Annotated in this window: 19 protein-coding genes and 1 tRNA gene; 7 read left to right on the top strand and 13 right to left on the bottom strand. The window is 62.6% G+C overall.

Annotation, left to right across the window (positions count from 1 at the left end; translation table 11 throughout):
• Positions 1–43: 43 nt before the first annotated feature.
• Both RHM57_RS10895 and RHM57_RS10890 read left to right on the top strand, forming a co-directional pair.
• The gene (locus RHM57_RS10895) at positions 44–703 is read left to right on the top strand and encodes a dihydrofolate reductase family protein (protein ID WP_134559434.1); all 660 of its coding nucleotides are present in this window, start codon (positions 44–46) and stop codon (positions 701–703) included.
• Positions 704–749: 46 nt separating this feature from the next.
• Positions 750–2,474, top strand: coding sequence for a SulP family inorganic anion transporter (locus RHM57_RS10890; protein ID WP_134559432.1), 1,725 nt, complete (start codon positions 750–752; stop codon positions 2,472–2,474).
• A gap of 18 nt (positions 2,475–2,492) precedes the next feature.
• Here the strand turns inward: RHM57_RS10890 and RHM57_RS10885 are convergent, their stop codons facing one another.
• The gene (locus RHM57_RS10885) at positions 2,493–3,056 is read right to left on the bottom strand and encodes a septum formation family protein (RefSeq protein ID WP_322188028.1); all 564 of its coding nucleotides are present in this window, start codon (positions 3,054–3,056) and stop codon (positions 2,493–2,495) included.
• Positions 3,056–3,934 (bottom strand): inositol monophosphatase family protein, encoded by an 879-nt coding sequence (locus RHM57_RS10880; protein ID WP_322188026.1) that lies wholly within the window; start codon positions 3,932–3,934, stop codon positions 3,056–3,058. Before RHM57_RS10880 ends, RHM57_RS10885 begins: the two co-directional genes overlap by 1 nt.
• Positions 3,935–4,051: 117 nt before the next feature.
• Between RHM57_RS10880 and RHM57_RS10875 the strand changes: the two genes are divergently transcribed.
• Positions 4,052–4,127, top strand: a tRNA-Lys gene (locus tag RHM57_RS10875).
• A gap of 260 nt (positions 4,128–4,387) precedes the next feature.
• Here RHM57_RS10875 and RHM57_RS10870 read toward each other — a convergent pair.
• The 3 genes from RHM57_RS10870 to RHM57_RS10860 all read right to left on the bottom strand — a co-directional run bounded on the left by RHM57_RS10870 (position 4,388) and on the right by RHM57_RS10860 (position 6,993).
• Complete coding sequence (locus RHM57_RS10870) at positions 4,388–5,389, bottom strand: tyrosine-type recombinase/integrase (RefSeq protein ID WP_322188024.1); 1,002 nt, start codon at positions 5,387–5,389, stop codon at positions 4,388–4,390.
• 555 nt (positions 5,390–5,944) lie between these two features.
• The gene (locus tag RHM57_RS10865) at positions 5,945–6,481 is read right to left on the bottom strand and encodes a hypothetical protein (protein WP_322135495.1); all 537 of its coding nucleotides are present in this window, start codon (positions 6,479–6,481) and stop codon (positions 5,945–5,947) included.
• Between the two features lie 23 nt (positions 6,482–6,504).
• A complete protein-coding gene (locus RHM57_RS10860; protein ID WP_322135496.1) occupies positions 6,505–6,993 on the bottom strand; it encodes a hypothetical protein in 489 nt (162 codons plus the stop codon).
• A 278-nt stretch (positions 6,994–7,271) separates the two neighbouring features.
• Here RHM57_RS10860 and RHM57_RS10855 point away from each other — a divergent pair, with 278 nt between their 5' ends.
• Positions 7,272–7,835 carry a hypothetical protein gene (locus RHM57_RS10855; RefSeq protein WP_322188022.1) on the top strand — a complete coding sequence of 188 codons (564 nt, stop codon included), beginning with the start codon at positions 7,272–7,274 and terminating at the stop codon, positions 7,833–7,835.
• A 218-nt stretch (positions 7,836–8,053) separates the two neighbouring features.
• Positions 8,054–9,121 (top strand): hypothetical protein, encoded by a 1,068-nt coding sequence (locus RHM57_RS10850; RefSeq protein WP_322137483.1) that lies wholly within the window; start codon positions 8,054–8,056, stop codon positions 9,119–9,121.
• A 314-nt stretch (positions 9,122–9,435) separates the two neighbouring features.
• Here RHM57_RS10850 and RHM57_RS10845 read toward each other — a convergent pair whose 3' ends face one another.
• The gene (locus RHM57_RS10845) at positions 9,436–10,161 is read right to left on the bottom strand and encodes a hypothetical protein (RefSeq protein WP_322137482.1); all 726 of its coding nucleotides are present in this window, start codon (positions 10,159–10,161) and stop codon (positions 9,436–9,438) included.
• 339 nt (positions 10,162–10,500) lie between these two features.
• On the opposite strand from RHM57_RS10845, the gene RHM57_RS10840 reads away from it, so the two are divergent.
• Positions 10,501–11,823 carry a hypothetical protein gene (locus RHM57_RS10840; protein WP_322137481.1) on the top strand — a complete coding sequence of 441 codons (1,323 nt, stop codon included), beginning with the start codon at positions 10,501–10,503 and terminating at the stop codon, positions 11,821–11,823.
• Positions 11,824–12,220: 397 nt separating this feature from the next.
• Here the strand turns inward: RHM57_RS10840 and RHM57_RS10835 are convergent, their stop codons facing one another.
• From RHM57_RS10835 to RHM57_RS10815, 5 genes are all read right to left on the bottom strand, one after another.
• A complete protein-coding gene (locus tag RHM57_RS10835; RefSeq protein ID WP_322188020.1) occupies positions 12,221–13,291 on the bottom strand; it encodes a DNA methyltransferase in 1,071 nt (356 codons plus the stop codon).
• Positions 13,292–13,435: 144 nt separating this feature from the next.
• Positions 13,436–13,849, bottom strand: a complete 414-nt coding sequence (locus tag RHM57_RS10830) for a hypothetical protein (protein ID WP_322137479.1) — start codon at positions 13,847–13,849, stop codon at positions 13,436–13,438.
• Between the two features lie 22 nt (positions 13,850–13,871).
• Positions 13,872–14,009 (bottom strand): hypothetical protein, encoded by a 138-nt coding sequence (locus tag RHM57_RS10825; protein ID WP_322137478.1) that lies wholly within the window; start codon positions 14,007–14,009, stop codon positions 13,872–13,874.
• A 369-nt stretch (positions 14,010–14,378) separates the two neighbouring features.
• Complete coding sequence (locus RHM57_RS10820; protein ID WP_322137477.1) at positions 14,379–14,825, bottom strand: hypothetical protein; 447 nt, start codon at positions 14,823–14,825, stop codon at positions 14,379–14,381.
• A 230-nt stretch (positions 14,826–15,055) separates the two neighbouring features.
• Positions 15,056–15,496 (bottom strand): hypothetical protein, encoded by a 441-nt coding sequence (locus tag RHM57_RS10815; RefSeq protein WP_322137476.1) that lies wholly within the window; start codon positions 15,494–15,496, stop codon positions 15,056–15,058.
• 236 nt (positions 15,497–15,732) lie between these two features.
• Between RHM57_RS10815 and RHM57_RS10810 the strand changes: the two genes are divergently transcribed.
• Positions 15,733–16,176, top strand: coding sequence for a hypothetical protein (locus RHM57_RS10810; RefSeq protein ID WP_322137475.1), 444 nt, complete (start codon positions 15,733–15,735; stop codon positions 16,174–16,176).
• A gap of 360 nt (positions 16,177–16,536) precedes the next feature.
• On the opposite strand, the gene RHM57_RS10805 is transcribed toward RHM57_RS10810, so the two are convergent.
• Both RHM57_RS10805 and RHM57_RS10800 read right to left on the bottom strand, forming a co-directional pair.
• Entirely contained in the window at positions 16,537–17,769 is a 1,233-nt protein-coding gene (locus tag RHM57_RS10805) for a hypothetical protein (protein ID WP_322137474.1), read from the bottom strand.
• 746 nt (positions 17,770–18,515) lie between these two features.
• On the bottom strand, positions 18,516–18,755 hold the full coding sequence (locus tag RHM57_RS10800; RefSeq protein ID WP_322137473.1) for a hypothetical protein: 240 nt from the start codon (positions 18,753–18,755) through the stop codon (positions 18,516–18,518).
• Positions 18,756–18,784 lie beyond the last annotated feature (29 nt).

Here is an 18,784-nt window from a genome sequence, read left to right as displayed (position 1 = left end):
CACCATAGTGTGATTCCCTACGACCACGACTCCAGGAGATGACATGTCCCTCGTCCGCGTGCACAACTTCTCGGTCTCCCTCGACGGCTTCGGCACCGGAGAAGGCCAGGAACTCGACGCTCCCTTCGGACACGCAGGCTCCCGGCTCCTGGAATGGGCGATCGCGACACGCACCTTCCGCGAGATGGGCCTTCACGGGGAGTCTGCGGCATCCTTCGGCGTCGACGATGCGTTCGCCAGCGCCTGGGGTCCCGGGATCGGCGTGGAGATCATGGGCCGCAACAAGTTCGGCCCGGTGCGTGGTCCCTGGGAGGACGAAGAGTGGAAGGGATGGTGGGGCGACAACCCGGTGTTCCACACCCCCGTGGTCGTGCTGACGCACCATCCCCGGCCGATGCTCGTGATGGACGGCGGAACAACCTTCCATTTCGTTGATTCCGACCCCGTCTCGGCGCTCGAACAGGCTCGCGCCCTGGCCGGCGACCGCGACGTCCGGGTCGGTGGCGGCGTCAGCACGGTTCGACAGTTCCTCGAGGCCGACCTGATTGATCACATGCATATCGTCCTCGTACCGATCGTCCTGGGCCGGGGCGAACGACTGTGGGACGGACTCGAAGGGCTCGAGCAACGCTTTGACATCGAGGCGACCCCTTCTCCGTCCGGAGTCGTCCATCTGGTCTTCACCCGTCGCACGGCTCGGTAGTCCGCCGCGCGCTTTCGGGGCAAGATGACCTCGGACGAGGAGTCTCATGGCCGACACCGGACTGCGGAAATGGGCGCCAGGCGTCGCTACAGCGCTGGGCTATCGGCGCATCTGGCTGCTGCCCGATCTGCGCGCAGGGGCGATCCTGACCGCCCTGCTCATCCCGGTCGGCATCGGCTATGCCGAGGTCGCCGGCCTTCCGCCCGAGTCCGGCCTGTTCGCCACGATCGTTCCTCTTCTCGTCTACGCCGTCGTCGGGCCGTCCCGGATCCTGGTGCTCGCTCCCGACTCGGCTCTCGCGCCGATCATCGCCGCGGCCATCCTGCCGCTCGCCGCCGGGGACAGCGCCCGTGCCGTTGCCCTCGCCGGACTCCTGGGAATCATGGTCGGCGCGGTACTCATCCTGGGCGGATTGCTGCGCCTGGGGTTCGTGACCGACCTGCTTTCCAAGCCGCTCCGGGTCGGCTACCTCAACGCACTCGCGGTGATCGTCATTCTGTCGCAGATCCCGCCGCTCCTCGGATTCTCTCTCTCGTCGGCATCGCCGCTGCGAGATGCGATCGCCATCGTCACCGGCATCGTCGGCGGCCAGGTGAACCCGACCGCGATGCTGTTCGGGATCGGCTCACTGGGTGTCATCGTCGTCCTGGTCTGGACGAAGAGCCGGATCCCTGGGATCCTCGTCGCGGTCGTGGCCTCGATGGTGCTGACGTTCGCCCTCGGCCTCCACGACGGCCTCCCCGTCGTCGGCGCTCTCCCCGCCGGCCTTCCGGCACCCGCCCTCGCCGGCCTGCAGGGGGCAGATGTCGTCGGCCTGGTCCTTCCCGCGCTCGGGATGGCGCTCATCGCCTTCGCGGACACCGCGGTGCTCTCCCGCACCTTCGCCGCGCGCCGCGGGGACAACGTCGACGGCAGCCAGGAGATGGTGGCGGTCGGCGCTTCGAATCTGCTCGCCGGCCTGTTCGGCGGGTTCCCCATCTCGGCGTCGTCGTCGCGTACTGCCGCCGCTGAGAGCGCCGGGGCGCGCTCTCAACTCGCCGGAGTGGCCGGGGCTGTCCTCCTCGTTCTGTTCATGCTGCTCGCACCCGGCCTCACGGACTTCCTGCCATCCGCCACGATCGCGGCCGTCGTGATGGTTGCGGCGGCGGGGCTCGTCGACATCACGGGATTCGTCGCCCTCGTGCGGATGAGCAGGACCGATGCCTTCTTGTCCGTCGCTGCTTTCTTCGGCGTGCTCGTCGTCGGCGTGATCGAAGGGATCATCGTCGCGGTCGTCTTGTCGCTCGGCGAATTCGTCGGCCACGCCTGGCGGCCGTATCGTGCGGAGCTGGGTCGCATTCATGGCCTCCGGGGCTACCACGACCTGTCACGGCACCCGGAAGGCGAGCGCCTGCCCGGAATCGTCATCGTGCGTTTCGACGCGCCGCTCTTCTTCGCCAATGGTGGGATCTTCGACGACTACGTCCGGGCGACCGTCAGCGCGGCCGGCGCCGACGTGCGCACCGTGATCCTGGCCGCGGAACCCATCACCGATATCGACACCACCGCCGTCGACGAACTGCTCGAACTGGATGAGTTCCTGCAGAAGCGCGGCGCCACCCTCGTTTTCGCGGAGATGAAGGGTCCCGTGAAAGACGTCCTGCGTCGATACGGCCTCGGCAAACGGTTCCCGCCCGAACGATTCGCCGACACCGTCGGCGCTGCCGTCGACGCGGCGACCGGGACGCTGCGGGGCGACCTCGACGGCACGCAGTGGGACCGTGACGCCTGACCTCGTGATGTCAGGGCATCAACGGCGGGCCTGGGCGAGGGTTCCGGTCACGGGGCCGGCGGGGTCGTCGATCAGGCACGAGACCAGGTGGCTGCCGGAGATCGTCCAGCCGTCCTCCGGCGGAACGAAGTAGTTGTAATCGAGCTGGGAGCCGTCATAGGCGCTGCCGGTGAAGGCCTCGAACCGGGTTCCGCAGCCGTCTTCGGCCGCCGCGACGACAGCGTCTTCGCCGGGATACGACTCCATCGGCAGGTCGAAGCCCGCGTAGACCTCGAAGGCGTGCACTTCGGCGCACGGCACCAGCGTGACGGTGACAGCGGATGCCACTTCGGCGTCCCCGACGTTGTCGAGGCAGTCCCCGACTACGACCTTTGACACCTCGATCGGCACGGCCGTGGCTGATGCGGCAAGCGAGGCGGCCCCGTCACTGGCCGAGGGGGCGAGACGGGCGACGGATGCGCATCCGCTCACCGTAAGCGACAGGCCGAGGGCGAGTGCTGCTGTGGCCGCGGCTCGCGCGATGACGGCGCGCCGCGCAGAGAGGGGGGCAACCCGGACCGGCCCGGGGCGCGAGGGTGGCATCAGCCGTGACGGGCCGTGCCGGCGGTGCCGGCCGCGGACGCACGGAGGACCTCGAGGGTCGCGGCGTGCAGCAGTCCGTTGGTGGCGAGGGAGCTGCCGTGCCAGGGTCCCTCGAGCCCGTCGGCCGAGGTGAAGGTGCCGCCGGCCTCCTGGACGATCGGGGCGAGCGCGGCCATGTCGTATGGCTTGAGGTCGAATTCGGCCACGATATCGAGCACGCCTTCGGCCAGGAGCATGTACGACCACATGTCGCCGTATGCCCGAGTGCGCCACACCGACCGGGAGAGGGCGACAAGCTCGTCGAGGTGGCCGGTCTGGTCCCACTGCTGGATGCTGTTGTAGCTCAGGGAGGCGTCGGCGAGGGTCGGTACGCCGGAGACCTGGAGCCGGCGCGGGGCTGCGTCGGGGGTGCGCTCGTCGCTGGACCAGGCGCCGGCGCCGGCTCGCGCCCACCAGCGCTTGCCGAGGGCGGGGGAGCTCACCACTCCGACGACGGGGATACCGTCGACAGCGAGGGAGATCAGAGTTCCCCAGATCTGCACGCCGCGCAGGAAACCGGCGGTGCCGTCGATCGGGTCGATGATCCACTGGCGCACGGTCGAGCCGGCGGTGCCGTATTCCTCGCCGAGAATGCCGTCGTTCGGACGTCGTTCCGCGAGGAGGGCACGGATGGCTCGTTCGACGGCCTGGTCGGCGTCCGTCACGGGGGTGCGGTCCGGCTTGGTCGTGACGACGAGGTCCATCGCGCTGAAGCGGTCGCGGGAGATGGCATCCGCGGCATCGGCGAGTTCGATGGCGAGGGCCAGGTCATCGTCGAGGCTGTAGGTCGAGGCCTCGTCGGAGGTACTGTTTCGGGGAGGAATTGTCGCGTCGGTCACACTCCCAAGGATAGTAATTTCCGCGCGACTCACCGGTGCGCGGCCTCGATTGGCGCCGGGGACGTTTCCGGTGTTATTCTCTAGAGTCGCTTCGGGTCGTCCCGGAGAAACAAATACGCACCTCTAGCTCAATTGGCAGAGCAACTGACTCTTAATCAGTGGGTTCCGGGTTCAAGTCCCGGGGGGTGCACCAAAAAGCCAGATTGACCGGCTGTTTTACTGGGTTCCATGTCATTTGGGATCACTTGGAGTCAGCTATTGTCACCTGAATAAGTGTGGAGTAACTGTGGACTTGTGCTAGGTCCACACAAATAGAAAAGCCTCTGACAACCAGCGTTGTCAGAGGCTTTTGTGGTTAAGTATGGACCTGTCGCGTGGAGACCTGGGGCTAAGTCCACACAAATAAAGCTGGCGACATCCGCGCCCGCAGGGCTCACGTTCCTACGATGGCGCTCACAAAACTCTTCGACCGAATTTCGCGCTCACCTTGCGCACATCACTCACCGAAACGTCCCGGCTTATGTAGCTGCGAATGGTTGTACTTAGCTGGCCATGCCCGAGGAGCTTCTGTGCGGCTTCCGGCCCAAACTCTGGGTGGTGGCCAACTTCCGATGCAATCGAGCGCCGCATGGAGTGGGTGCTCGCGAACTCGACCTCGGAACCCGCAAGGGCCGCTCGCATCGAACGACGCAGATTGGCGAGGTTGAGAGGTGCACCTGTGGCGGCATAGAAGATGAGCCCGCCGGTACCTGGTGTATCAACCCGACGGCGCAGAATCTCGATGGCGAAGTCATCCAGGACGACACGGCGGACATCTTTCGCCTTTGTGTAAGGCTGCACAAAATAGAAGCCGGGAATCTCATACTTACGGGCCCCGAGCTTCCTACCTCGCGGGCCCTGGATGGACACGGCCTGGTGAATCGTGATGACGGGAGGCTCTGCCGTCCAGTCGATGTCCTGCACTTGAATGGCGGCAACCTCAGACACTCGGGCACCGAGAGCAAGCTGCAGAGACAGGACGTCGATTAAGTCGGTGCTGCCTTTGCGGGAATTCGGGCCTGGACGCGACCGGTCTTTAGCAGCAATCAGGAGGTCGAACATCTGCTCGGCAGTATCGGGCGTGAGCGTCTCAGGGTCGGCTTTTTCTACTTTGGGGAGGTGTCCCGCTGCATTGACCGCGGTGTTAGAGGCCACGGCATCGTGACGAAGCGCCAAAGTCATTAGGTTGCCGGACACCGCCCGGATGAGTTTTGCTTCGGAGGGGGACTTCTTGTGCTCGTCAAGAATGAGCTTGGCAAACGTGCCCTGTGTTAGCTCGTGAAGGCGGCGTTGGCCGATAGCCGGCAGAATCTGGAAACGGGCGGTGCGCGTGTACCGAGTGACGGTTGCGGATGCCAAATCGGTGTCGTCCAGTTCCGCGATATACAGCTCGATGAGCTGGGCAACCGTTGACATCCGGCTCAGCGCAGGGGTACCGATGCTCGTGGGAGTCTTGACTCGAGCGTCCATCTTGCTCTTGAGGGCAGCCTTCGCTTTGGCTTCCGTATTGGAGGATGCCCGCACTTGCCTGCGCTCCCCGGTCGTTGGGTGTCGCTGCCAAGCTACGGCCCTCCATGCGCCCTCTGAGACCTGCTTGGCGCTGATGTTGCCGTAGGCGCCGAGCTCGAGAACCGGTCTGCCGGCCATTACATAGCTCCGAAGAACGCGACGATGGCATCAGCCGGCCAGCGAGTGGTCCGGCCGATGTGGAGGGGCTTGGGCATGCGACCGGCGACGACCCAGTTGCGTACAGTACCGACGCTAATCTTCGCGTAGGTCGCAACGTCGGTAGCGTCCCAGAGCGGAGCGTAAACGGTGACGGTTGGAGTGGCATTTGGCATGGCGTGTCTTTCAGTTCGGCGACCGAGGTGACAACCTCGATTCGCTATACGCATGCGCGGTAAAGAACAATTTAGCAACGCTAACGAAATGGCGTCCCATAACTCGGTGTCATCCGACGTCGAAACCGACTCACATTCCGAGCGGATGCAAATACCGGGATTTTGCATCGAGCCGACCCGTCGAACTGAGAGCACCGACTTTCTTCATGCCCTTGAGCAGATCGACTTCCGTCCGAGGGTCAATAACGATCAGTGATCGGCTCGGCGCAGGTGGCTCCCAATCAAGCGACTTCAGGATCGGGTGCACGAGGACCAGCTTCACACTGCCACCTGGCCATGGTTCCGCTGAAGGGACTACGCATCGAGGTGCGTAGAGCCTTTCCAGAGCGGACGCGGATTCGGCCCACTGCGACCAGGTCCCGCTCGACGAACCTTTCGCCAAAGCCCGAGCTTGGTACTCGGTGGCGACTTCACAGGCATAAGCAAAGCGATTCTGACGCAAGAGGTCGGCCCAAGAACCGCCCTCTACGATAGTTTCCGCACGACCGATCTCTCCGTATCCTTCAATGAAGGACGCCAGCAGCCCGCCGGTCGTCACACTCAGCCGCAGCTCTCCGTCGGTGGCTTCGCCGCAGGCCCAGAAAGTTTGATGCATCTTTTCGCTCATGCAGCCTACATGCGCGGCACCCGTCAGTACCGCACACGCTGCGGTACGAAAATGTCCGCGAGCTCACCGTCGGCTAGCCAATCCACCATCACTGTCAGGGCCAAGCTCGGCGGCGAGAGCGCCTGCCGCGGCTGCACCATGAGCTGAAGTGTCGGGTCTGAGTGAACATTCACAAGAGGCCACGCGCCGCCGGTCGCCAGACCGATCCGCCACAGGTTTTCGATTCCTGCTTCCGGATGCCAGCCGAGCTCTACGGCGATCGCCCGGCTTGAGCCGAGGCATTGCGCGAACCAGCTCGGGTATGGCTGGCCCGGTTCGCGAATCCTCTCCACGATCAGAAAATTCCAGCCGGTCCCGGTGCCCACCATTGAGACCAGACTTTCTAGAAATATCCAAGAGATCATTGGCGACCACCCGTCGCCTGACGAATTCTTCCATCTGTATTTCAGCGGTTCGGGCTCCTCCCAGAGGACCAACTCGAGGCTGAGGTCGAGGTCGAAAGTGCTGGGCATTGGAAGGGGCATATTGAACTCATGCGCGGGGTCGTCAATCTCCGAACTGTCCCGCGCATGTAGTTCGCATGAAACCCAAGATGCACGAGCTGATGGATGGACCCGGCCACTGGCGAGTGACCACGTTGAGTGGCACGGTCCACGAGTTTAAGACTGAGCCAAGCCTCTACTGGCGTCGGACGCCCGCGTCTGGGTCTTTCGATGCCGCTTACGATAACCGGTGGGCTCGGCTACGTCGGCTCGGTCGCGTAGAGGTTGGTGTTCGCGTCTCACTCGAAGTGAGCGACGGCTCTTATCTGTACGGTAACATCTGGCATAAGACGTCGACGGTCGTCTCCATCCAGCGACTGCCCGGATATTGTGACGTGTGCGGCAGCCGCCGTCCGCTGCGCCTGCCCTGCTGGCGCTGCGCGATTCAGCCGGACTGGTTCGAGGGTGACGACGGAGCGGACCCCCGCCGGGTCGCGCTCCGCCGACGCATCGAGCGCCGGCTCGGCCGGATCCGTTCGTGGCAGCACAACAGTTTGGCGGCTGTCAAAAAGTCCGCCTACAACGCCACCGATTGGCGCTGGTGGGTCGATGGGGTCAGGCCGCTCACCGCCGAGGATGTCGAACCGGCCTACTGCGAGAACTGCCGGAGCCTGCTCGTCGGCGCTGATACCTCGCCGAGCCTCGCCAACTGCACAATGTGCTCCATCAGCCCCGGCTGGGCGTTTCGCTCACACTATGAGGGTGAGAGCAACAAGCGGTACCCGGACGCCGCGCGTCTCCGTCGCCGCGTCCGCTGGGTCGAGTTCATCGCCCGCCTTCGCGGAGTCCCAGCATGGCAGCCACGCTCATAAGACGCCGGCAGATCAGCCATCCGTGGCGGGGTTCTGGCGGTATTTCTCATCGATCTCGGCTTGGGCTTCTTTGAGTGTGATCTCCCCGGTGAGGCGGCGACGGCACCGGCCGATATTGTCTTCGTTAGGTTCGTGGCCGGCGAGTCCGGCGGTCTTCTCGATCTCTACCAGGCGACAAATTGCGCGTATTGCGTACGGCTGACGCGTAGATTTGGCCCATGTTGGATATATCGCTCGTTAAAGAGGGGATCTTCGCGTCAGGTCAACTTTCGACGCGAATGATTATGGACGAGGCTGGCCCCACCGGTTTCATGGGCTCAGGGCAGGTCGAAGGGGACGCTGCCGGGACAGCGGACGCTGCCGAGACTGCGGACTACATTGTTGGATTGATACAGGCAGTGGGCGCAAATCTTCAGGCCGTTGGGGTCGGTCTCCAGAACTATCGGGAGACCAGATACCAACAGGACGGCGACATAAGCATGAGGATGCGCAATGAGGGCACCCCCTTCCCCAACGTTTCCAACTCAAAATACGACGAGCGGGAGCTTCGACTAGACGTGTATGAGCGGAGTTTGTATATATCGATGGGATCTGTGCTGGATTGCCTTGCCGGCGCTGTCATTGGAATCTCCGGACTGAATGTCAACATCCATCGGGCTGACTTTGGCCTGTTTCAGCCCATTGATGAGATCAATGCAAGTCCAACGAGCCCGAAGCTTCGGATCCTGTTCAAGTCCCTTCTCCTCAACAATGACGTCGGCAGGGCGGAACAGCTGAAGACAGTGCAAGCCTTCGGATCTGCCCTCGTGCAGAGTGGACCCACGGGCTGGACTGATTGGACCCTCGGAATGCGCAACATGTCAGTCCATCGCGAGCATCGCAACGAATTGATATCCATCGGTAGGGAACGGACAAAGCACACGGTGCACCGTCTCCCTGTAGCAAACCCTGGCCTTTCCAATCTGCAGGGAATCCGGCAGACGAGTGAGAGGCTCTCTGGCTACCATCTCACTGAAGACATTCAAACCACTCTGGACGGGATCGTCGGATCACTTAACGCTGCATCCGCCGCAACAATGGGTGCAATGGAAACTCTCTGGGAGAGGCGAAAGAGGGACCCAGCACTCATAAGTCAGCCGCTGGGCCAGTGGAAGCTAGCGCACCCGGTCATGACTTTCCGAGGCTATGCTCCAGGTTCCGTCAAAATCGACCCCGGACGACTCCAACTGATGATGAACCCGCTTGACGCCAGACGTTTGCAGGCTGGGGGCCTGATCCAGCACTGATGTTGAGTTCTTTCGCAGCCGCGCAGAAACACCTTCCACCTCCAACTGCTCGTGGCGCATAGCGCTCTTCGGTAGCGCGACTCCACGCAGTTGGTTGCAGTACTCTGCGGAAAAGGTAGAGGCTCGGGCTGGGGCATCGGGCGCGCGATTGATTGTCCCCGTCGCTGTCTAGGATGACGAGGATGCTGGGGGCGTCGCCTGTGCGTGCAAACGGGTCGACGCAGATTGATATTGCGTACTTCGGGACCGGTTTCAGAATCTTCCGGTTCGCGCCCTCGCAAACACATTCGGCGCCGAAGTCCGGCACCGCAAGTTTACGCTGTTGGGCTACCCGTGGCCACGCACGAACCTCCTACGCTGTCATCGTTGGACGTCGCGGTGACCAACACATTCGTCACGGCGCTCGGGTCCACGTCCGAGAATTTGAAGTCGTGAGCGCTTTGTCCGCCGAGGATCAGACCGTCCTGCACCACAACGGCCCCAGATTTCTTCGTTACCGCGACGTGCAGACTCGTCGGCCCGCGAACGTCAGTCACGTTCACGACCATCGCACCCGTGGACGCCGTCCACGCCCCGACCGCAAGAGAACAGTCGGGTGCCGGCAGTCGAGTCGTCGACTCGTCGCCCAGCAGGTAGCTGACAGCGGTTCCCGCATCGGAGCTCGTGACGATCGGGGCCCCAGAAGCCGCTGCGAGCACCGCACTCGTGCAGTCGACGTTGGCGGAGGAACCGAGCGCTGCAGCCACCGTCTGCATCAGCTGCAAACGGCTCATGCTCGCAGCTTTCGCCGTCGCGTCCACCGAGAAGCTGACGGTGGGACCCTCCGCGCAGGACGTGCCGAGCTTCGCTAAGACCGTCGCATACTCGGCCAGCTGGTCAGAGCCAGCGCCATCAGACTGCAGCAGGCTCGAAGCATCAAGGACTGCCGCATCCGACGAGGTTGCCGGTGCTGCCGGCGGTGGCGTGCTCGTCGAACAAGCGGAGAGAAGGAGGGAGGCAGTGACCACGAGGATGGCGACGGCACTTCGATTTGTGGTCATACGCATGATTTGAGCGTAGGTCTCGGAGGAGCTTCGCCACGAAATCGTTGGACCCCCAGCTTGGGGGCAATTGGTGGCAGGGTCAGACCGGCTGGGAGCAAGAGCCACCTCGCCACATGTCTCCGGTCATGACCATCACGCGCCTCGCGGACCCCAACGCCGGCCAGGTCGCCGACGCCGGGCAGCTCATCGGGGGTGATGGACGTGGAAGTGGCCGGCGCTCGGGACCCTAAACTCCAGTCTTTCGTGCACGCGTCGCCAGTTTGAAACACGCCGCGCATGTTACGGGCGGCGGAATCAGTATTCATATCCGCACCACCCAAACAGAGAGTACGTCCAATGACCTTCAACGAATCCCTCCACCCGCGTGACACCGGCCGGTTCACCACGAAAGATGACCCGGCGCCAGATGTCGCCGTGAGCGCGCCCCAGGCCACCGCCCACACGCTCAGCGACCTGATGTCGCTGGACGACGATGACCGTGCGTGGCTCACCGAGAAACTTGCCAACGGCGGCACGGTGAGTACCCAAGTTTCCTGTGAGCTTGTCTCCTTCACGGAAGAGGACGAATACGGCTTTTCGGAGGTCATCGGTACAGCCCCGGTCGGCGACCTGTACATCCGCGTCTTCCGCGGCAATGACGACCTCGGCTACATCGAACTGCCAGGTGACTGGCCTGCTGATGAGTTCGGCCCGGAAGGACGAGGGCGTGGCCCGGACGGCCTTGTGAACGGGCGCGACTACTCCGATTCGCTCGACTTCGCGGTCGCCTCTGCGGCTGCCGACGCGGGATTTAACCTAGACAACTCCCGAGTCGATGATGGCAGCGCCGACGGGCACTTCGTCCGGGTCTTCAACCTCAGCCTGCAACCGCAGAACTTCAGACCGCCGGGCCCTGCCCAGAAACGAGCACTTCACATCATGAACAACTTCAACGAATCCCTCAAACCGCGAGACGCCGGCAAATGTACGACCAAGGTGGGGTCAGCGCCAGACAGCAGGCTTGTCACCCTGCACGCCGCGAAGGAAGCCCGCCTCGTCGCGGCTCTCGCCGAAGCCGGCGGCCAGATTAACGTCGACGAGATCCGCGTGATCCGGCAGGCGTATGTCGACCAGCATGGGTCTGAGCCGTCGGACTGGGGCTCAAACCCGACGTTCAACGCCCTTTCCGACCGGTGGTGTCTGTCCGCTGAACTGTACGCAGCGCGCGCAAGCGCCGACGGCTTCGAGGTGAGTGTTGAGGCGGACAGTGGGCAGCGAATTGTTGTTCAGGTCATCAACCCGGACGGCGAGACCTACCAAGATATCTGTGAAACCACGATCCCGGCCGGACACGTCTCGGGCATGCTCGACTACAAGCCGATCGTCGACAGTGCGGTCGCAGTGAACAAGCGCGCGTATGCCGGTGAGTTCAAGTCCATCGAAAAGGCGTTCATCAAGCGGATCCGCGCGGAGCACGCTGAGGCCGTGGCCGCCTATGCGGTCAGCACGGAGGCGCTCTGTGCTCTCCTCGATGCCCGTTGTGCCGCCGACGGTCGCTGGATACCAGACGAGGCGAAGGCGAAAGCTGGCAAGGCGTTCGCCCAAGCGGTCAAAGAGCGACTGGTCGGAGACAACGGCCGCGTCGAATTCGTGTTCCTGAACCGGGAAACAACCAAGTAACACGGGTCGACCCAACTGCCTAGGGCGGCCTTGGGTTCGATCCTCAGACGAGAGGCGCACGCCCATTAGACCCTTCGACGAGTCCCAGCGCCCTCGGATCGCGGGAAGGTTCACCGATGCGCCCGGGTCGCCTCCCGATTCGGGCCTCATTGCGCCGACGGCTGTACGCCCACGCTCAAGATTATGACGATCCGACCGAATACCAGCGGTTGGCCATCGCCGAGACCTAGACCGTTTTCCGAAACTACGGTCACCGGGTTCGGTCTGCTCGGGGGGCGATCCGGACGATCGTCAGAGGTTCGCTGTTGAGTGGGCTGCGAGCCATCCCCGCGGTCATGCCGAGGATCTCGTGGAACAGGCTTCGGTGAATAGGGACGGTCGGCTCAGTGACGAGCAGTCACATACCCAGGAAGCCTTCTTGTTCGGCGACGTCCAGCGCGGCGAATCGGTGTTTGATCAGTTCGGCGTATTCCGGTTCGCGTTCGATCGCCAAAGAGTGACCGCCGGCTCGGATGATGCCCTCGGAGATGGCTCCGGATCCAGCGAAGCCATCCAAGTAGGTTTCGCCCGGCATGACGATTAGGCCACAAAGCCAATTCACGAGGTTCATTGGCTTGACAGTGGGGTGCCCACGAACGCCGGCTGGGCGCGGTGATTCTGAGACGTGCGCTCGTGGCGAGTATTTGATTTGAGTGAAGAAGCGGCTGGCTTTCTCCTTGCCAGGAGCATATTTTGTCCGCCCTTGGGCGTCTATCAGTTGTACTTGGCACCCGGGCGTGCAGCAGGTCTCATCGCAGTCTTCGTCGTGCTCTAGAAGTAAGTTTCCGGGCCGGCGTCCGCCGGCCGTCGGCACAGACATCGAACCGAGAACTCGTTTAATTTGGCGGTTTGCGCCGCCGTCGACTGCGCCGTTCCTGCGGCTGCGATTCTCCGAAGCATCTGCCGCTATCAGGGAGGACGACACGTTGTAGCCGCCGGCGTTCCCTGCCGCGATCGCTTCGATCAAGGACTGCCTAGGGGCAAGGTTTCTGGCGATCACGATCGGTTCGAACGCAGGTCGCAGCTGCGTTTCCCAGCCCGCGTATTTCTCGGAAAGCTCATCGGGGGCTGCGAGGCGCCGCAGTTCGGAGTCAATGTGCCGATTGGCGGTAGCGTGGCCGAAGCCCTTCGCCCAGGCGAGCGTGTCAACTACCTGAAGTCCGCTTTCCTCAACTGAAACACTAACGCGGGCAAAAGTTCTCGAATGTCCGAAAATTCCTATCGTGCCGCCGGGCATGATCTTGGACCGGAGCAGACGCCAAAAATCCACGTCGAACGCGATCGCGCTTCGGTCCCAGGCAACTCCGGTCAGTCCAAGGCCGTAGGGCGGGTCGAGGATCGCGCCGGCCAGCGAAGCGTCCGGGATTTCAGTGAGGGCCTCCCCGATATCTGCGACGACGAGCGTCATATTGTCGCGCATGGCATCCATGGATTCAGTTTACGACGGAGCGAGGAAAGGCTTTTCGGTTCTGTCTCGCGGCGTATGGCGACTCCCATACGGGCTATCTGCTTGCGCGAACGTACTCTCACAGAGGCAGATAGCCCGACGCCCTTTGAAGTTGGAATCCTGCCGTTATGCGGCTGTCGTTAGGTTCTCGGCTGACCACGCGCTGGTGACCGCCCAGGACCCCAGCTTTGCCACGGTGAATGGAAGGTCGATGAGTTCCCGGGAGAGGGCTCGGTTCCACGTGCGTTTTGCTTTGACGAAGCGCCAGCCGGCACCGTTCCGTCGAATTGTGACGAATGTGGCGTGAGCGCTGTAACCGTAAGCCCGGGGCAACATCGCGCTGCCGTTGACTACGGTGGTGATTCCTGCGCGTGCCCTGTTCGGTACTCCGAGGACGTCGAGACGATGTTCTACCGCTTCGACGTGCCGAATGACGTCGTAGGCACTGACGGTGCGCTGGGTTGCGCGACCCTCAATGTTGTCGATGGCGTTCTGGAGTTCAGTCTCGGAGCCCGATTCGATTCGGATGAGTTTCGGCATGATGATGTCCTCCTCGTCGCGGTCAGCGGCTCAGGATGTGCTGGACGACGATGTTGGGTTCAATCGCGGCGTCGCGGTACTGGCTGAGCAGACCGCGGTTGAGCACGACAGAGTGCTTGGCAGTTGGGATACCCGCGTCTTCGAGGAGGAGCTGGACCATTGCCGCGTACATCGATTCGGACGGGTTGTAACCAGTATCGATGGTGCTGTCGAGCTGGGGCCTGTCGGGGGAGGGTTCGGGGCCGGCGCGTGCCTCCAGATGGCTTCGATTTCCGCCGAGTAATGGCGCAATGCGCGCACGCCTTCCCTCTCGCGGTCGGAGTTGCCCCAGTTATCGATGAGGTCGTCTGCGGTGTAGTCAGAATCGTTGATGTTCATGGTCTATTCCTTTGGGTGGTCGCGACGGTCGCGAACGTTTTTTCTTGCGTGAATGGTGCGGATTTCACGGCTGGTAACTGCCGCTGTGGAGTGCATGCGCGGTACTCTCTCGCTTCTGGAAGGTACTGAGCCGCACGGGGATGTCCTGGGTCTAGATGACGGGAAAGCCGATTTCCTTGAGGGTGACCACGTACGGCGCCCTCCTGCCCCCTTCCTCGCGCTGGAGCCCTTCGTGGACTTCGAGGAGCATCCGCAGTCCCCAGTCCTGGGTGAGCGTGAGGCTGCGGAGCTTTGTCATCAGCTCTGGGGTGGGCTCGTAAAGGTCGGGGTCGTCCTCCATGGCATCTGCCAGGAGGGTCCCGAACCCGAAAGGTTCGGCCATGCAGCCCTGGTGCATGACGAGCATTCCGGCGGCCTCGTCTGCGGCGAACTGCGGCCCGTTGGAGAGTTCTGCTCGGATGAGTGCGTCGCAGGCGATGATGAATGCGGAGGTGGGGTCCAAGCCGGCCACGTGGCCCAGCGGGGCCGCCCACCCGTCGATGACCTCCCTCCGCCTTTCGGCCTGAGTCGGATATTTCGTAAGGGGAGTGCTGCTCATGATGAGCCTTTCTGATTCTGTTTGGAGTGGAAGCCGGCTTCAAGGTTGAAGCCGCTGGTGAGTGCATGCGCGGTAGTTTTCGTTCTCCGACGCGTTGTCATCAAAAAAACGTGCTCCGAGCCGGCGGCAGCGGTCCTCGTTCGACGGAGCAGTTGCCGCGACTACTGCATGCGCGGCACGTTCGCGGACTTGGCACGTAACTGTTGGCAGGGGCAGACGGCTACGGTGACTCATCGCAAGCCCTCACGCGCACATTTCAGAGTTGCACGCCGTTCGCGCAGTTCTTCGGCCAGCTGATCGCACGCATCCATGCCAGCGACAGCTGCATCACCGACCCGATTGCGGATCTCGACGATCTCTGTGATGGAGCGGTTGAGCTCCACCGCCGGCTCGGTGATCTTGCCGTCCAAGGTGAAGCGTGTTGCGAGCAGAGCGACTACGTCGTTGGCCACCATTCGCAAGGAATGCAGCGCGACATCGGGGTCGCTGTAGCGGCGACCCGGCTCGGCGGGTTCTGCCGGTGCCGGCTCGGGAGCCTCCGTGATGGATTCGATCCTTGCGAACTCAGGTCTCCAGAAAGTCAGGAAATCCGGGAGTGACTGGAACGTGTACTCGACTTCTTCGAATGCGCCGTCAAGGCGTCGCTCTGTAAGCAGAAATGTGTATGGCATGCCAGATGCATGCGCGGTGCACCGAATAGCTCGGAGGCCGAGCTGTCTGGCAGCCAACCGACGTCAGAAACCGATCGGCTACGGGCTCTTGCTGGTGGACAACGCCCTCGATCCAGTGGACCCGCTGGCGAATTGTCCTGGAACTACTGCCGCCACGACCGCTCCGGGGGATAACGAGGCCGCGCATGTGCCGTAAGAGGCACATCGTCCTCACCCCTCCGATTCAAAGGAACACCATGACCGCCACCCTCCGCACAGGCACTGTTCGCCACGCAATCTCGACCGCAGCGACGGGACCCATTAGGCCGGCAGAACCCACCGAGCTGGGCAAGCATGCGGACGCGCTCGGCCAGGTCGATATCCTCATCGACGTTTCTGACCGGGCCGACGCCTGTGTCGTCACCATCGCTGACCGTGTCATCCTCGAGCAGCTGGAGCCCGACCGGGAGCCGCTCCTCGGCCTGGGCGTCTCACTGGTCAAGGGCGGCTTCCAGGACACTTCGGGTCCCGGGCGCTGCCCGACCATCGGCCGGAACAACGCCGTGCTCCTGGTCCGCGGAGTGGACCGTGCTGTTGCGCTGGCCGAGGGGTATGACGGCTGCGGCGTGTTCAAGTCGACGATGACCGATTTCTGGGTGGCGGCCGCTGCACGGCGGCACGCGAACGCTCCCCTCCGTTGAAGGAGCGCGGCGCTCGGAGGTGCGCGAACATTCGATACGGGCGCTGCTCGAGGTTAGATGGCTGGGGCACCACATCTGCGCGGCGGCCAGTCTGCATGCCGGATTCCGATACTCGGACCCGATGTACGTAAAACATCGTCGACATTGAAGGCAAGTCTTCTGCCTCCGATCTTGGAACCGCCGCGAAGGATTCCGAGAAACCTCATGCATCGGAGCGGCAGCCAGCCCCGTGCGCTCACTGGCTCCCGTGTGGCACACTCACGTCCATCAGACCGCGTCCGTCAAATGACGTACACATGCCGCGCATGCTCCTATCGACTTACGTCGTGTGACGGGATTCTCCATCGAAGTGTCCTGTTGTCATTTCCTAAAGATGGCGGGATACTGCCTCCCCAAGTATGCGGTGGGACCAGGTCGGCCTACGATGCGCTCCACCAAGAACGAGTCCGTTGCCGACAGCAGAGGGCCGGCGATTGCGCCTAAAACGGGAACGGCACCCGCGACGGTTGTTAGGACGAACCGGATCGCCTTGCCGAGCGGCGAGCCAATTGAAAGAGCCATCTGTTTGCGGACCGAAAGGAATTCGTGGGCAATCTCATCGTCAGAACGTTTGTCCAGGTCTTTCAGCCAGGTTCGAAACTCCGCGCATTCACCAGAATTTCGATATCGCAGGAGTCGATCGACATTGACACGAAGGCTGCCGGTGCGGTCGGTGGGCGAAACGTGTCCGAGGGTAACGACTCTGCCGAACCGAGCCTCGACTGCCCGGGCATTGTGATCACTCGCTAGGAATGAGAGTTTCAGATTCAGGAGCACTGCATCATCGTCCTTGAATCCCGTGAGCGCCTCGAAGCTCCTCATGAGCTGAACACGTTGATTCAGGCCTGCGACCGCGAGCACTCCTCGCTCGACGACCTTGTGTTCGACTTCTTCGGAGAATCCGTGTATACGGCCAAAGTTCGTCGTGATGCGGAACTCACCGTCCCCGTCTAGTGGGAACGCCTGGTAGTCGAAGGAGGCTCCCGGATCGATATGGGTCTGCATTAAGGCTGACCTCCGGATCGCCTGCTCGACGATGACATCTCCTCGTAGGACATTGGCGATTACGTCACCCAAGCCCACCTGTGACGCATCTTGCGGGTACTCGAGCATCCGACTCCGGAGGGCCATTTTGAGCTTTGAGGTCTCTGCCCGTCCAACACCCGCGGCGTCAACTTCTTTCAGGGACTTCGCCACGTACTCGTCCCGGTATGGCTGTCCCTTCGCGAGTTGGACGTTTACGAGGTGGAACGACCCCAAAGGAAGGATGCCCCTGCGCCTGGTGGTCTCTTGAATGTTGTTAGTTTGACCCGTCTGTCCGGTGGTGGCTACGTCGCAGATAAACACCAGTGCACCGGCGTAAATCAGCTTGAGAAGGCCAGCGGTCCCAAAGGCAGAAACGAGCGCGGGAATCTCTTTAAGACTGTGAGACTCCACATAACAGACGTCGAACAGAACCAAACGATTGATCAGTGCTTCCACGTCGACCTCAGCGATAGTGCCATCGCTTCGCATCGTCGAAATGGGACCGAAATGCCGCGACTGAATGTCCATGCCCAATCTTGGCAGAGTGCTGTCAGCTGGTTGAATGCCACGGCGAACCGGTACCGTAAGCAACCAAGACGGACCGGCCGGGAGCCGGGGTCCACATGTATGCGTCGGTGTCCCGGTCGAAAGTGTCAACGTGTACGACACGCTGTAGCCATCATGCGCAGCGGCCAGTCAGGGGGCACATCGATCGGCTAGGAGAGCGTCACGGTTCCAATGCAAAGGCTGGCCGGGCCGATCGGGCGTATGAACCCCCTGTCGCCAGGACGGCCGCGGGGCTGACCTCCGGGAAGTGCGATGATCTCCGTGATATTCACGGTGGCCGCCCGTGAGCGCCGGCGGTGCAGAGTTGGTCCAGTAAAGGTGAACGGCCGGTCGCGGTACTGAGCAGGAGGTACCGCGACCGGCCGTTCAGGACCGGCGGCACACCGAGGGAGGGGTGTGTGCAACCGGCGGGTAGTCGGTGGCGCGGATTAATCCGCGCCTGTTCCGACTGGCTGGGGTCATCCTCGTGCGGGCGTGCGGACCGGGGTGCGGTCATGACCCGGGGTGGCGGTCGGCGTTCGTCGGATGCGAAGCAGATGGGGAGTGCGTCGTTCCTGTCGCGGCAAAGGTGAACGCCGACCCTGGTTCGACGAACTGTACGAGCTAACGTTTTGACCTAGAGGCCCGACGCAGCCGGTATGGTTTGTCTCGATGACGCGGGTCAGGATCTGCACCTCGCTGGCAGCGTCGCCGAGACTCTCGTGCACCTATGCCACCCTCCGCGTTCGCAGGAGTGCGTTGTGACGATGCGTTCGGATCGCGGTCACGCCGATGGAAAAACCGTTTGCCGCGAGTGCGTCCCGAATGGCCATCACCGGCGTGCCGGGATCGGCCAGGTGAGCCCGAAGTTGAGCTGCGGACCTTGCATCGATCGTGCCGAGGTAGGTGTTGATTTTGGTGACGGTTGCAACCGTGGACCGGGTGGTTTGGGGAATGAATTCATACATCGAGCTGCTCCCTCCAGAGCCGAATACAC

It is taken from the genome of Cryobacterium sp. 10S3 (assembly GCF_034344045.1).
GTDB classification, from domain to species: Bacteria; Actinomycetota; Actinomycetes; order Actinomycetales; family Microbacteriaceae; genus Cryobacterium; species Cryobacterium glucosi.
Note: the sequence above shows the minus strand (reverse complement) of the source record. Positions and strands in the feature narration are given on the sequence as shown.

What these genes read in the sequence shown, in the direction of transcription:
- RHM57_RS10810 (WP_322137475.1), top strand. Translation starts at nt 15,733, where the DNA reads ATGACCGCCACCCTCCGCACAGGCACTGTTCGCCACGCAATCTCGACC.
- RHM57_RS10820 (WP_322137477.1), bottom strand. Translation starts at nt 14,825, where the DNA reads ATGAGCAGCACTCCCCTTACGAAATATCCGACTCAGGCCGAAAGGCGG.
- RHM57_RS10895 (WP_134559434.1), top strand. Translation starts at nt 44, where the DNA reads ATGTCCCTCGTCCGCGTGCACAACTTCTCGGTCTCCCTCGACGGCTTC.
- RHM57_RS10845 (WP_322137482.1), bottom strand. Translation starts at nt 10,161, where the DNA reads ATGACCACAAATCGAAGTGCCGTCGCCATCCTCGTGGTCACTGCCTCC.
- RHM57_RS10860 (WP_322135496.1), bottom strand. Translation starts at nt 6,993, where the DNA reads ATGCCCAGCACTTTCGACCTCGACCTCAGCCTCGAGTTGGTCCTCTGG.
- RHM57_RS10865 (WP_322135495.1), bottom strand. Translation starts at nt 6,481, where the DNA reads ATGAGCGAAAAGATGCATCAAACTTTCTGGGCCTGCGGCGAAGCCACC.
- RHM57_RS10835 (WP_322188020.1), bottom strand. Translation starts at nt 13,291, where the DNA reads ATGGATGCCATGCGCGACAATATGACGCTCGTCGTCGCAGATATCGGG.
- RHM57_RS10815 (WP_322137476.1), bottom strand. Translation starts at nt 15,496, where the DNA reads ATGCCATACACATTTCTGCTTACAGAGCGACGCCTTGACGGCGCATTC.
- RHM57_RS10870 (WP_322188024.1), bottom strand. Translation starts at nt 5,389, where the DNA reads ATGTCAACGGTTGCCCAGCTCATCGAGCTGTATATCGCGGAACTGGAC.
- RHM57_RS10825 (WP_322137478.1), bottom strand. Translation starts at nt 14,009, where the DNA reads ATGGTCCAGCTCCTCCTCGAAGACGCGGGTATCCCAACTGCCAAGCAC.
- RHM57_RS10885 (WP_322188028.1), bottom strand. Translation starts at nt 3,056, where the DNA reads ATGCCACCCTCGCGCCCCGGGCCGGTCCGGGTTGCCCCCCTCTCTGCG.
- RHM57_RS10805 (WP_322137474.1), bottom strand. Translation starts at nt 17,769, where the DNA reads ATGGACATTCAGTCGCGGCATTTCGGTCCCATTTCGACGATGCGAAGC.
- RHM57_RS10800 (WP_322137473.1), bottom strand. Translation starts at nt 18,755, where the DNA reads ATGTATGAATTCATTCCCCAAACCACCCGGTCCACGGTTGCAACCGTC.
- RHM57_RS10840 (WP_322137481.1), top strand. Translation starts at nt 10,501, where the DNA reads ATGACCTTCAACGAATCCCTCCACCCGCGTGACACCGGCCGGTTCACC.
- RHM57_RS10830 (WP_322137479.1), bottom strand. Translation starts at nt 13,849, where the DNA reads ATGCCGAAACTCATCCGAATCGAATCGGGCTCCGAGACTGAACTCCAG.
- RHM57_RS10890 (WP_134559432.1), top strand. Translation starts at nt 750, where the DNA reads ATGGCCGACACCGGACTGCGGAAATGGGCGCCAGGCGTCGCTACAGCG.
- RHM57_RS10850 (WP_322137483.1), top strand. Translation starts at nt 8,054, where the DNA reads ATGTTGGATATATCGCTCGTTAAAGAGGGGATCTTCGCGTCAGGTCAA.